10 protein-coding genes and 1 pseudogene are annotated in these 12,191 nt (G+C 71.0%); 2 read left to right on the top strand and 9 right to left on the bottom strand.

All coding sequences use genetic code 11. The annotated features are described in order from the left end of the window. Positions 1–379 (top strand): annotated as a pseudogene (locus IE312_RS12715) (phosphatase PAP2 family protein); the annotation flags it as partial. Here IE312_RS12715 and IE312_RS12710 read toward each other — a convergent pair. From IE312_RS12710 to IE312_RS12675, 8 genes are all read right to left on the bottom strand, one after another. Further along, positions 321–2,129 (bottom strand): chitinase, encoded by a 1,809-nt coding sequence (locus tag IE312_RS12710; protein ID WP_189981224.1) that lies wholly within the window; start codon positions 2,127–2,129, stop codon positions 321–323. The pseudogene IE312_RS12715 and the gene IE312_RS12710 overlap by 59 nt on opposite strands. 69 nt (positions 2,130–2,198) lie before the next feature. After that, complete coding sequence (locus IE312_RS12705; RefSeq protein ID WP_189981222.1) at positions 2,199–2,672, bottom strand: hypothetical protein; 474 nt, start codon at positions 2,670–2,672, stop codon at positions 2,199–2,201. 521 nt (positions 2,673–3,193) lie between these two features. Further along, on the bottom strand, positions 3,194–4,624 hold the full coding sequence (locus tag IE312_RS12700; protein ID WP_189981220.1) for an NAD(P)/FAD-dependent oxidoreductase: 1,431 nt from the start codon (positions 4,622–4,624) through the stop codon (positions 3,194–3,196). A gap of 36 nt (positions 4,625–4,660) precedes the next feature. Further along, complete coding sequence (locus IE312_RS12695; RefSeq protein WP_189981218.1) at positions 4,661–5,461, bottom strand: ABC transporter permease; 801 nt, start codon at positions 5,459–5,461, stop codon at positions 4,661–4,663. Beyond that, positions 5,462–6,391 (bottom strand): ABC transporter permease, encoded by a 930-nt coding sequence (locus IE312_RS12690; RefSeq protein ID WP_189981216.1) that lies wholly within the window; start codon positions 6,389–6,391, stop codon positions 5,462–5,464. Continuing rightward, entirely contained in the window at positions 6,391–7,551 is a 1,161-nt protein-coding gene (locus IE312_RS12685; RefSeq protein WP_189981214.1) for an ABC transporter ATP-binding protein, read from the bottom strand. Before IE312_RS12685 ends, IE312_RS12690 begins: the two co-directional genes overlap by 1 nt. After that, positions 7,548–8,795 (bottom strand): polyamine ABC transporter substrate-binding protein, encoded by a 1,248-nt coding sequence (locus IE312_RS12680; protein ID WP_189981212.1) that lies wholly within the window; start codon positions 8,793–8,795, stop codon positions 7,548–7,550. Before IE312_RS12680 ends, IE312_RS12685 begins: the two co-directional genes overlap by 4 nt. A 53-nt stretch (positions 8,796–8,848) precedes the next feature. Further along, on the bottom strand, positions 8,849–10,384 hold the full coding sequence (locus IE312_RS12675) for a gamma-aminobutyraldehyde dehydrogenase (RefSeq protein ID WP_189981210.1): 1,536 nt from the start codon (positions 10,382–10,384) through the stop codon (positions 8,849–8,851). A 209-nt stretch (positions 10,385–10,593) separates the two neighbouring features. Between IE312_RS12675 and ybiA the strand changes: the two genes are divergently transcribed. Next, the gene (gene ybiA / locus IE312_RS12670) at positions 10,594–11,157 is read left to right on the top strand and encodes a riboflavin biosynthesis intermediates N-glycosidase (RefSeq protein WP_189981208.1); all 564 of its coding nucleotides are present in this window, start codon (positions 10,594–10,596) and stop codon (positions 11,155–11,157) included. A gap of 510 nt (positions 11,158–11,667) precedes the next feature. Here the strand turns inward: ybiA and IE312_RS12665 are convergent. Beyond that, positions 11,668–12,191: DUF4190 domain-containing protein (locus tag IE312_RS12665; RefSeq protein WP_229899614.1), on the bottom strand; the 524-nt coding region annotated here is incomplete at its 5' end.

The following is a 12,191-nucleotide window of genomic DNA, read 5'->3' as shown; positions in this document are numbered from 1 at the left end:
GGCGCTGGTCCCGGCGATCGTCGTACCGCTGAAGGACTGGACCGCCCGCCCGGGGACACCGGTGGTGCCCCCGGGCGTCGGTTACTTCCCGTCCGGCCACACGGCCACGGCGGCGGCCGCCTACGGCTCGGCGACCCTGCTGCTGCTGCCCTGGCTCCGCTCCCCGGCCGCCCGCCGCTCGCTGGTGGCCTGCTGCGCGGTGCTGGTCCTCGGGGTGTCGTACGGACTGGTCCGGCACGGCTACCACTGGCCGCTGGACGTGGTGGCCAGCTGGTGCCTGTGCACGGTGCTGCTGACGGCCCTGTCCCTGGTGCCGGGGGTCAGCCGAAGTAGCCGTCGAAGGTCTTCTGGAACTCCCCGTTCGCGAAGCGGTCCCAGTTCACCGACCACGTCATCAGGCCCCGCAGCGCCGGCCAGGTCCCGTGGGTGGCGTACGAGCCGCAGTTCGCCTTCTTCGTCAGGCAGTCCAGGGTCCGGGTGACCTCGGCCGGGGGCACGTAGCCGTTGCCCGCGTTCGTGGACGCCGGCATGCCGATCGCGATCTGGTCGGGGCGCAGCGGCGGGAAGACGTTGTCCGGGTCGCCGGCCACCGGGAAGCCGGTGAGCAGCATGTCGGTCATGGCGATGTGGAAGTCGGCGCCGCCCATGGAGTGGTACTGGTTGTCCAGGCCCATGATCGGACCCGAGTTGTAGTCCTGGACGTGCAGCAGGGTCAGGTCGTCGCGCAGGGCGTGGATGACCGGGAGGTACGCGCCGCAGCGCGGGTCCTGACCGCCCCACTTGCCGGTGCCGTAGTACTGGTAGCCGTTCTGCACGAAGAAGGTCTCCGGGGCCATGGTCAGCACGAACGTCGGGCCGTACTTTGCCTTGAGGGTCTTCAGGGCGGAGATGAGGTTCACGATCACCGGGGTGGTGGGGTTCCTGAAGTCCGTGTCGTTCGTGTTCAGCGACAGGGAGTGGCCCTCGAAGTCGATGTCCAGGCCGTCCAGCCCCCAGGTGTCGATGATCTTCGAGACGGAGGAGACGAAGGCGTCCCGGGCGGCCGTCGTCGTCAGCTGGACCTGGCCGTTCTGGCCGCCGATCGAGATCAGCACCTTCTTGCCGGCGGCCTGCTTGGCCTTGATCGCGGCCTTGAAGTCGGCGTCGCTCTCCACGCCGGGGCATTGGGTGACGGGGCAGCGGTTGAACCGGATGTCCCCGGAGGTGACCGAGGTGGGCTCGCCGAAGGCCAGGTCGATGACGTCCCAGCTGTCGGAGACGTCGGCGAGGCGCGTGTAACCGGCGCCGTTGGCGAAGCTCGCGTGGAGGTAGCCGACGAGGGCGTGGGCGGGCAGGCCGGGTGATCCGCCGCCGGTGCCGGGGCCGGTGGTGGCGGCGACGGCCGCGGACTTCGCGGACTCGCCGGCGGCGTTGACCGCGGCCACCTGGAAGCTGTACGCCGTCGAGGCCGCGAGACCGGTCACGGTCGCCGAGGTGCCGGTCGCCGTCTGGACCCGGGTCCCGTCGCGGTAGACCGCGTAGCTCGTCGCGCCGGTCACCGCCGACCAGGACAGTCCGACGGAGGACGAGGTCACGGAGGTGGCCTTGAGGCCGGACGGGGCGGCGGGCGGCTGGCCGGTGCCGCTGCCGCCGGGGCCGACGAGGGTGATGTCGTCGGCCTGGTAGGCGCCGGTGCCGTACCAGCCGTGGGTGTAGATCGTGACCTTGGTGGTGGCGGGTCCGGTGCGGAAGGTGGTGCTCAGCTTCTGCCAGTCGGGGGCGGACTGGGTCCACGCGGAGACGTCGGTGGTGCCGGTGCCGTTCGCGCCGAGGTAGACGTAGGAGCCGCGGACGTAGCCGGACAGGGTGTATTGGGCGTCCGGCTGGACGGTCACGGTCTGGGAGCACTGGGCGTTGTCGCTGCCCGCCGGGGTGGCCTGCAGCGCGGAACGTCCGCTGTGCACCGGTGCGTCGACCGTCGTGCCGGCCGTGCAGGTCCAGCCGGTCAGACCGGACTCGAAGCCGCCGTTGACCGCGACGTCCGCGTCGGCCGCGCGGGCGGCCGACGAGAGCGCGGTGACACCGGGCACGGCCAGCAGCGCGGCCGTGAGCGCGGCGAGGACGGATCTGGGACGTCGGGCGCGGTCCACAAGGGCCTCCGGGGTCCGGGGAGTTGGCGGGGTGGAGCGCACACAACTTGGTCCAGACCAATCCTCTTGTCAAGACGTCGGGCGCCGTCCGTGCCCCTCCCTCCGCCCGGCCGGCCCCGCGGCCGCCTCGTGCATCACCAGTTCCAGCAGCACCGGATCGGTCAGCGTGCCCGAGCCGTCCGGCGGCACCAGCCACCGCACCCCCCGGGTCGCCCGGCCCGGGTACGGCACGACGATCCAGGTGCCGCTGCCGGCCGCACGGATCCCGGTGCCGAGCCAGCGGGCGGCGGTGCCGGGCGGCACGAAGAAACCGACCCGGTCGTCGCCGAAGTCGGCGAGCACCGGGCCGGGCCGGTCGAGGACGCGGCTGAGCACGTCGAGCGTCCGAAGGCCGAGGTCACCCGGCAGGATCAGGACGTCCCACGCCCGGCCGGCGGGCAGCAGCGCGACCCCGAGGGGGCTGCGCTCCCACTGCCGGCGGCAGGCATCGGGGTCCGGTGCGACGGATGCGAGCCATTCGACCGCCGTCTTCGCCCCAGTCATGGAGAAGCCTCCCTCTCGCTCGTGGACACGGTTCGCGTCACGAGGGAGAGGGAGGCGGGCGGCCGGCATTACGCGGGTTCGGGGCGCTCTTTCAGGTGACCTGCCCCCGTCCGGACGTCAGCCGGCGGCCGGGGCGTAAGCGGCCGGATCCTGCACCGGCTGGTCCTGGGAAGCCTGCTGATCGTCCTGGGGCTGGGGCTGGGGCTGGGACTGAGGCTGCGACTGCGACTCCGACTGCTGGTCGTCCTGCGCCCCGGGGTCCTGCTGGTCGCGGCCGGAAGGAGGACGCCGCCGGTGACGAAGGCGGCCGAGGCCACCGCGGCGGCCAGGCCGAGCCGGCGCCGGGAGCGGGCTGTGTCGTGCGTACGAGTCTCGCGGGTCATGAGGTCTCCTGCCGGTCCGGTACGGAAGTCGGTGCCTCGTGGTGAGGCCGTGCTTCCAGTACGCCGGAACCGGGCAGCGCGATCATGCTCCGGGATCTCGTGGCTTGACGGCACCGGGAGAGGCGCGTACAAGCACCGTCAGCTGTCGAAACCGAGCCCCAGCCGGTCCATCGCCCGCAGCCACAGGTTGCGCCGGCCTCCGTGGGCGTCCGCGCGGGCCAGGGACCATTTGGTGAGGGCGATGCCGGTCCAGGCGAACGGCTCGGGCGGGAACGGCAGCGGCTTCTTGCGGACCATCTCCAGCTCCGTCCGCTCGGTGCGCTCCCCGTCCAGCAGGTCCAGCATCACGTCCGCGCCGAACCGGGTCGCGCCGACGCCGAGGCCCGTGTAACCGGCCGCGTAGGCCACCCGGCCCTGGTGGGCGGTGCCGAAGAACGCCGAGAAGCGGGAGCAGGTATCGATCGCGCCGCCCCAGGCGTGGCTGAACCGGACCCCCTCCAGCTGCGGGAAGCAGGTGAAGAAGTGGCCCGCGAGCTTGGCGTAGGTCTCGGGCCGGTCGTCGTACTCGGCGCGGACCCGGCCGCCGTAGGGGTAGATCGCGTCGTAGCCGCCCCACAGGACGCGGTTGTCGGCGGACAGCCGGAAGTAGTGGAACTGGTTCGCCGAGTCCCCGAGGCCCTGCCGGTTCTTCCAGCCGATCGCGGCGAGTTGGCCGGCGGTGAGCGGTTCGGTCATCAGCGCGTAGTCGTAGACCGGCACGGTGTACGAGCGCACCCGGCGCAGCAGGCTGGGGAAGATGTTGGTGCCGAGGGCGACCCGGCGGGCGCGGACGGCGCCGTACGGGGTGCGGACGGCCATCCCGGCGCCGTAGCTCTTCAGGGTCAGGGCGGGCGTGTGCTCGTACACCCGCACCCCGAGCTTCAGGCAGGCCTTCTTCAGGCCCCAGGCCAGCTTGGCCGGGTGCAGCATGGCCACGCCCCGGCGGTCCCACAGGCCCGCTTCGAAGGTGGGCGAGTTCACCTGTTCGCGCACGGCGTCGGCGTCCAGGAACTCGATGCCGTCGGCGAGGCCCTTCTCCGTCAGCTTCCGGTGCCAGTCGCGCAGTTCCCGGGCCTGGTAGGTCTCGGTGGCGACATCGATCTCACCGGTGCGTTCGAAGTCGCAGTCGATGCCGTGCCGGGCGACGGCGGCCTCGATCTCGTCGAGGTTGCGCCGGCCCAGCTCCTCCAGCGTGTGGATCTCGCCGGGCCAGCGGGCCAGGCCGTTGGGCAGGCCGTGGGTGAGGGACGCGGCGCAGAAGCCGCCGTTGCGGCCCGAGGCGGCCCAGCCCACCTCGCGGCCTTCCAGCAGCACCACGTCACGCTGTGGGTCGCGCTCCTTGGCGTTCAGCGCGGCCCACAGTCCGCTGTAGCCGCCGCCGACGACCAGCAGGTCGCAGGTCTCCGTGCCGGTGAGGGCGGGTTCGGCGTGCGGCTTTCCGGGGTCTTCCAGCCAGTACGGGACCGGCTGGGCTTCGGAGAGAGAGGCGATCCAGTTGTCTTTACCACGGCTCATGGCGCTCGGGGCCATGATTTCAACTCCCTACGGAAGACGTTCGGAAAAGGCCTACGCCTTTTGCTTGTTCCGGCGATGGGTGATGACCATCGAGGACAGGACGAGCAGCACGGCGACGAGGAACATGGCCGTACCGATCACATTGATCTGCACGGGCGTTCCGCGCTGCGCCGACCCCCAGACGAACATGGGGAAGGTGACGGTGGAACCGGCGTTGAAATTGGTGATGATGAAATCGTCGAAGGAGAGCGCGAAGGACAGCAGCGCGCCCGCGGCGATTCCCGGTGCCGCGATGGGCAGGGTGACCCGCAGGAAGGTCTGCACGGGACCGGCGTACAGGTCCCGGGCGGCCTCCTCCAGGCGCGGGTCCATCGACATCACGCGCGCCTTGACGGCGGTGACGACGAAGCTCAGGCAGAACATGATGTGGGCGATCAGGATCGTCCAGAAGCCCAGCTGGGCCCCCATGTTGAGGAACAGGGTGAGCAGCGAGGCGGCCATGACGACCTCGGGCATCGCCATCGGCAGGAAGATCAGCGAGTTGACGGCGCCGCGTGCGCGGAAGCGGTAGCGGACCAGCGCGAAGGAGATCATCGTGCCGAGGACGGTGGCGCCGACCGTGGCCCACAGGGCGATCTGGAGACTGAGGGACAGCGAGCCGCACATGTCGGCGACGCCGCACGGGTCCTTCCAGGCGTCCGTGGAGAACCGCTGCCATTCGTAGTTGAAGCGCCCCTTCGGCTTGTTGAAGGAGAAGACGGTGACGACGACGTTCGGCAGCAGGAGGTAGGCGAGTGTCAGCAGTCCGGCGATGACGACGAGACGGCGCTTGAGCCAGTTGACGAAGGGCATTTAGACCAGGTCCTCCGTCCCGGACCGGCGGATGTAGAGCGTGACCATGGCCAGGATCGCGGCCATGAGGATGAAGGAGAGGGCCGCGGCCGTCGGATAGTCCAGGATGCGCAGGAACTGCGTCTGGATGACGTTGCCGATCATGCGGGTGTCGGTGGAGCCGAGGAGTTCGGCGTTGACGTAGTCACCGGCCGCCGGGATGAAGGTCAGCAGGGTCCCGGAGACCACGCCCGGCATGGACAGCGGGAAGGTGACCTTGCGGAAGGTGGTCCACGGCCGGGCGTACAGGTCGCCGGCCGCCTCGTGCAGCCGTCCGTCGATCCGCTCCAGCGAGGTGTACAGCGGCAGGATCATGAACGGCAGGAAGTTGTACGTCAGACCGCACACCACTGCCAGCGGAGTGGCCAGGACCCGGTCGCCGGCCGTCCAGCCGAGCCAGTTGGTGAGGTCCAGGAGGTGGAGCGAGTTCAGCGTGTGCACGACCACGCCGTTGTCGGCGAGGATCGTCTTCCAGGCCAGGGTGCGGATCAGGAAGCTGGTGAAGAACGGCGCGATCACCAGGATCATGATCAGGTTCTTCCAGCGGCCGGCGCGGAAGGCGATGAGGTAGGCCAGCGGATAGCCGAGCAGCAGGCAGAGCACGGTCGCGGCGGCGGCGTAGGACACGGACCGCAGGAACTGCGGCCAGTACGCGGCCAGCGCGTCCCAGTAGGTCGCGAAGTGCCAGGTGACCTTGTAGCCCTCCTCCAGTGAGCCCTGCTGCACGGACGTGGAGGCCTGGTAGATCATCGGCAGCGCGAAGAAGACGATCAGCCAGAGCATGCCGGGCAGCAGCAGCCAGTACGGCGTGAACCGGCCGCGCCGGCGCGCGGGCTTCTTCTCCGGTGTCGCGGGGGCGAGGGGCGGGGGCGCCTCGGTGAGCGTGGACATCAGGCGGCGACCTCTTCCTCGGTGCCGGCGTCGATGTCCTGGGCGGCATCCAGGCCGAAGGTGTGGGCCGGGTTCCAGTGCAGGACGACATCGGCTCCGGGGACGAGCCGGCCGTCCCGCTCGACGTTCTGGACGTACACCGCGAGTTCGTCGCAGACGGGGCTGTCGATGACGTACTGCGTGGAGACGCCGATGAAGCTGGCGTCGGCGATCTTGCCGGTGAGGCGGTTGCGGCCCGCCGGGATCTCCCCCGCGTCGTCGGCGTGCGTGAGGGAGATCTTCTCCGGGCGGATGCCGACCAGCACCTTGCCGCCGGCCGTCGTCGGGGCGGAACATCGCGCCTCGGGCAGCACCAGCTTGCCGCCGCCCGCCTTGAGCACGAGGTCGTCGCCGTTCTTCGTGTCCACCTCCGCCTCGATGAGGTTGGAGGTGCCGAGGAAGTTCGCGACGAAGGTGCTCTGCGGGTTCTCGTACAGGTCGGCCGGCGAGCCGAGCTGCTCGACGCGGCCGCCGTTCATCACGGCGACCGTGTCGGCCATGGTCATGGCCTCCTCCTGGTCGTGCGTGACGTGCACGAAGGTGATGCCGACCTCGGTCTGGATGCGCTTGAGCTCCAGCTGCATCTGGCGGCGCAGCTTCAGGTCGAGGGCGCCCAGCGGCTCGTCGAGGAGGAGCACCTTCGGGTGGTTGATCAGGGCGCGGGCCACCGCGACTCGCTGCTGCTGGCCGCCGGAGAGCTGGTGCGGCTTCTTGCGCGCCTGCTCGCCGAGCTGGACCAGCTCCAGCATCTCCTCCACCTGCTTCTTCACGCTCTTGATGCCGCGCCGGCGCAGGCCGAAGGCGACGTTCTCGAAGATGTCGAGGTGCGGGAAGAGGGCGTAGGACTGGAAGACCGTGTTCACGGGCCGTTTGTACGGCGGCAGGTGCGTGACGTCCTGGTCGCCGAGCCGGACCGTGCCCGTCGTGGGTTCCTCCAGGCCGGCGATCATGCGCAGGGTGGTGGTCTTGCCGCAGCCGGAGGCGCCGAGGAGGGCGAAGAAGGAGCCCTCGGGCACGGTGAGGTCCAGCGGGTGTACGGCGGTGAAGGAGCCGTAGGTCTTGGAGATGCCGGAGAGGCGGACGTCGCCGCTGTTGTCCGGTGTCGTCTTCATCGTCGTCACGCCCCTGTGAGCTTCGCGAACTTCTCTTCGTAGGCCGTCTCTTCCTTCTGGCTCAGGGAGCGGAAGGCATGGGACTTCGCCTGCATGGCCTTGTCGGGGACGATCAGCGGGTTGTCCGCCGCGTCCTTGTCGATCTTCGCAAGGTAGGGCTTCACGCCGTCGACGGGCGTCACGTAGTTGATGTACGCGGCGAGCGCGGCGGCCTGCTCGGGCTCGTAGTAGAAGTCGATGAGCCGCTCGGCGTTCGTCTTGTGCCGTGCCTTGTTGGGGACGCACATGTTGTCGGTCGACGTCATGTAGCCGCTGTCCGGGATGACGAAGTCGACGTCGGGGCTGTCCGACTTGAGCTGCACCACGTCACCCGCCCAGGCGACACAGGCCGCGAGGTCGCCCTTGGTGAGGTCGGAGGTGTAGTCGTTGCCGGTGAAGCGGCGGATCTGGCCCTTGTCGACGGCCTTCTGGAGGCGGGCGATCGCCGCGTCGAAGTCGTCGTCGGAGAACCTCGCCGGGTCCTTGCCCATGTCCAGCAGGGTCATGCCGACGGAGTCCCGCATCTCCGACAGGAAGCCGACGCGCCCCTTGAGCCGGGGGTTGTCGAGCAGGTCGGAGACCGACTTCACCTCGATGCCGTCGAGCGCCTTCTTGTTGTAGGCGATCACGGTGGAGATGCCCTGCCAGGGGTACGAGTACGCCCGCCCCGGGTCCCAGTCGGGGTTGCGGAACTGGGCCGAGAGGTTGGTGTAGGCGTGCGGGAGGTTCGACGGGTCGAGCTTCTGCACCCAGCCGAGGCGGATCAGCCGGGCGGCCAGCCAGTCGGTGAGGACGATGATGTCCCGGCCGGTGTCCTGGCCCGCGGCGAGCTGCGGCTTGATCTTGCCGAAGAACTCGCTGTTGTCGTTGATGTCCTCGGTGTAGTTGACCGTGATGCCGGTCCGCCGGCGGAAGGTGTCGAGCGTCGGGTGGTGCTTGCCGCTGTCGTCGACGTCGATGTACTCGGTCCAGTTGGAGAAGTTCACCGTCTTCTCGCGGGCCGAGTGGTCCTGGGCGGAGGTGCCGCCCCGGGTCTGGCCCGCCGCGGGGATCCCGCAACCGCTCAGCGCTCCGAGGCCGCCGGCCGCGAGCGCGCCGCTCGCGGAGGCCCGCAGCAGCGACCGGCGGGTCAGGGCGGCCCTGCCGCTGCGGAGGCTGCGCCGCACGGCGGCCGCTTGGGGCGGGGTCAGGCGGTCGGGCTCGTACTGCTCCATGCGCATGGTGCCCTTTCGGGAGGGATCGGCCTGGTGGGTGGCCGGGTCGGTCGCTAGCGGTCCCCGAAGACGGTGCGGTGCCAGTCCTTCTCGGCCACCGCGGTGTTGTCGAACATTACGTGTTTGACCTGCGTGTACTCCTCGAAGGAGTACGTCGACATGTCCTTGCCGAAGCCCGAGGCCTTGTAGCCGCCGTGCGGCATCTCGCTGATGATCGGGATGTGGTCGTTGACCCAGACGCAGCCCGCCTTGATCTCGCGGGTGGCCCGGTTCGCGCGGTAGACGTTCGTGCTCCACGCGGAGGCGGCGAGGCCGTAGGGGGTGTCGTTGGCCAGCCGGATTCCCTCATCATCGCCGTCGAACGGCAGTACGACCAGTACGGGGCCGAAGATCTCCGACTGGACGATCTCGCTGTCCTGGGCCGCGTCGGCGATCAGCGTGGGCCGGTAGTAGGCGCCGGCCTTCAGGTCTCCCTGCGGGGCCTCCCCGCCGGTGACCACGCGCGCGTAGGCGCGCGCCCGGTCCACGAAGGCGGCGACCCGGTCCCGCTGGGCGTGCGAGATCAGCGGCCCGAGGTCGGTGCCGGGTGCGAACGGGTCGCCTAGCCGGACCGTCTCCATCAGCGCGGCCGTCCGCTCCACGAACGCCTCGTACAGCGGACGCTGCACGTACGCGCGCGTGGCGGCCGTGCAGTCCTGCCCGGTGTTGATGATCGCGCCCGCGACCGCGCCGTGCACGGCCGCCGTCAGGTCGGCGTCGTCGAAGACGACGAAGGGCGCCTTGCCGCCCAGCTCCAGGTGCAGCCGCTTGACGGTGGCCGTGGCGATCTCGGCGACCCGCCTGCCGACCGCGGTGGATCCCGTGAAGGAGGTCATGGCGACGTCCGGGTGCCCGACGAGGTGCTCGCCGGCCTCCTTCCCGGTGCCGGTGACGATGTTGATCACCCCGTCCGGGATGCCCGCGTCCGTGGCGGCCTGCGCGAACAGCAACGAGGTCAGCGGAGTGATCTCGGCGGGCTTCAGTACGACGGTGTTGCCCGCGGCGACCGCCGGGAGGATCTTCCAGGCGGCCATCTGCAGGGGGTAGTTCCAGGGCGCGGTGGAGCCGACGACACCGATGGGCTCGCGCCGGACGTACGACGTGTGGTCGCCCGAGTACTCACCGGCCGACTGCCCCTGCAGATGCCGGGCGGCACCCGCGAAGAAGGCGGTGTTGTCGATGGTGCCCGGCACGTCGAACTCACGGGTGAGCTTGAGCGGCTTGCCGCACTGGAGGGACTCCGCGCGGGCGAGCTCCTCCGCGCGGTCGGCCAGCACGGCGGCGAACCGGTGCAGGGCGTCCGAGCGCTCGCCCGGGGTGGTGGCGGCCCAGTCGGGGAAGGCCGCGCGCGCGGCGGCCACGGCCGCGTCGACGTCGTCGGTGCCGGCCGTCTCGTAGGTGTACACCTCCGCGCCGGTGGCGGGGTCGATCACGGTGTGCCGGCGGCCCGAGGTGCCCTTGGCGGGCCGGCCGGCGATGAATTGCGCACCCTCCGCGAAACGGTCCTGCGCGGGAAATCGTTCCGGGGTGGCGGTGCCCGGGTTGTGCATGTCGCTCTCCTCCGCCGTGCACCCCGTCCTGGGGGGCGGGTGGCGTAGCTCCAGCTCGATTTGAGTGCCGATCCTGACAGAGCCATAGGACCCGAACAAGTGATTCCGTTGTTGCCTTTTGGTTACGCAACGGAATCTGTCGACCAGGTGTCGAGTCGACGCGGAAAAGGGCGGACGGAGTGTCAGTGGTGCGTGACACACTCGCGTGCATGGGAAAGATCGACGGGGTGGCATCCCTGATCAGTGAGATCCGGGCGGGGTCCCGGATCAAGTACCTCTACTTCTGGGGGCACCGGCCGCAGCCGGACGGCCGGGTCGGCGCGAGCTGCCTGAGCCAGTGGTGGCCCGCGCCGTTCGTGGTGGACGGGGTGGAGTACGCGACGGCCGAGCACTGGATGATGGCCGGCAAGGCCCGGCTCTTCGGGGACGCGGAGGCCGAGCGGCAGGTGCTGGCCGCGGAGCATCCCGCCGAGGCGAAGAAGGCGGGGCGGCTGGTGCGGGGCTTCGACGAGGAGACCTGGGAGCGGGAGCGGTTCCGGCTGGTGGTCGAGGGCAGCCTGCACAAGTTCGCCGCCCATGACGACCTCGCCCTGTTCCTGCTGAACACGGGGGACCGGGTCCTGGTGGAGGCGAGCCCCGTCGACCGCGTCTGGGGCATCGGCCTGGCGGCGGACGACGAGGCGGCCGCGGACCCGGAGCGCTGGCGGGGCGAGAACCTGCTGGGCTTCGCTCTGATGGAAGCCCGGGAACACCTGGCGGGCGCCGGCGCGTAGCCCTGCGGGGCCGGGCGGGGCGGTTGGGGCAGCGGCGAGGACACCGCGCGCAGCAGGCCGAGGGGCCGCTTCCCTGCGGGACCGGGCGGGAACGGTCCCGGTCGGGGGTGGGGCTTGGGGGCGGTGCCGGCCGTGGGTGGCGGGGGCCTAGTGCCGAGGGTGATGCGGGCTGCGGTGAGACGGGGACTGCGTGCCGGAGGGCGCCGGCAGCCGCTGTCAGTGCCGGCTGCCGGCCGGGGCGGAGGTCGACAGTCGGGCGCTTCTACCGCGCAGGCGCCCGTCGGGGCATGGGCTGCACCGGCGGCACCGGGCCGGCCCTCGACACCCCGCCGGGGGAAGTCACTGGCCGGCGCGGGTATCGCGCAGGCGGCCGCCGGGACGTGGGCTGCACCAGCGGCACCGGGTCGTCGCCCCTCGGCTCCCCCGGGACCGGTCGGGCACGCTCGGCGGCCCGCGCAGCCGTCCGTGTACGGTCTCGGGCCCGCCGGGCCGGGCCGGTCGGCCGGCGGGTCAGCCGTCCACCGAGATGACGAGGGCGACCAGGCCCAGCACGAGGACGATCCCGGCGGCTCCGCAGATCATGCCGGCCAGGGCCACGCCCGGGTTCGTCGCTTCGCCGCGGCCGGCCTTGCCGCGGCCGATCCCGCCGAAGATCAGGGCCAGGACTCCCAGCACGAAGGCGATCGGCCACATGACGAAGCCGACCGCCGAGATGATGCCCAGCACCAGCGAGGCGGTGCCCATCCCGTTGCTCGGGGGCGCCTGCCCGCCGGGCCAGGCGTAGCCGGGGCCGGCGGGATAGGGGGCGTACGGTGCCTGCGGGCCGGGGTAGCCGTACGCCGGTGTGGTGCCCGGGTAGCCGTACGGCACCTGGCCGGGGCCGTCGGGGGCGATGGGCGGCGGGGGCACCGGCTCCGCTGCCGCTCCCGCGTACGGGGGGAACGGGTTCGCCGGGGGCGCGAACGGGTTCGGCTGAGGGGCGGGGGCGGGGGCGGGCGGCGCGAAGGGGGTCGGCTGCTGTCCGGTCGGCCCCG

Source organism: Streptomyces capoamus, assembly GCF_014654935.1.
GTDB lineage: Bacteria > Actinomycetota > Actinomycetes > Streptomycetales > Streptomycetaceae > Streptomyces > Streptomyces capoamus.
Note: the sequence above shows the minus strand (reverse complement) of the source record. Positions and strands in the feature narration are given on the sequence as shown.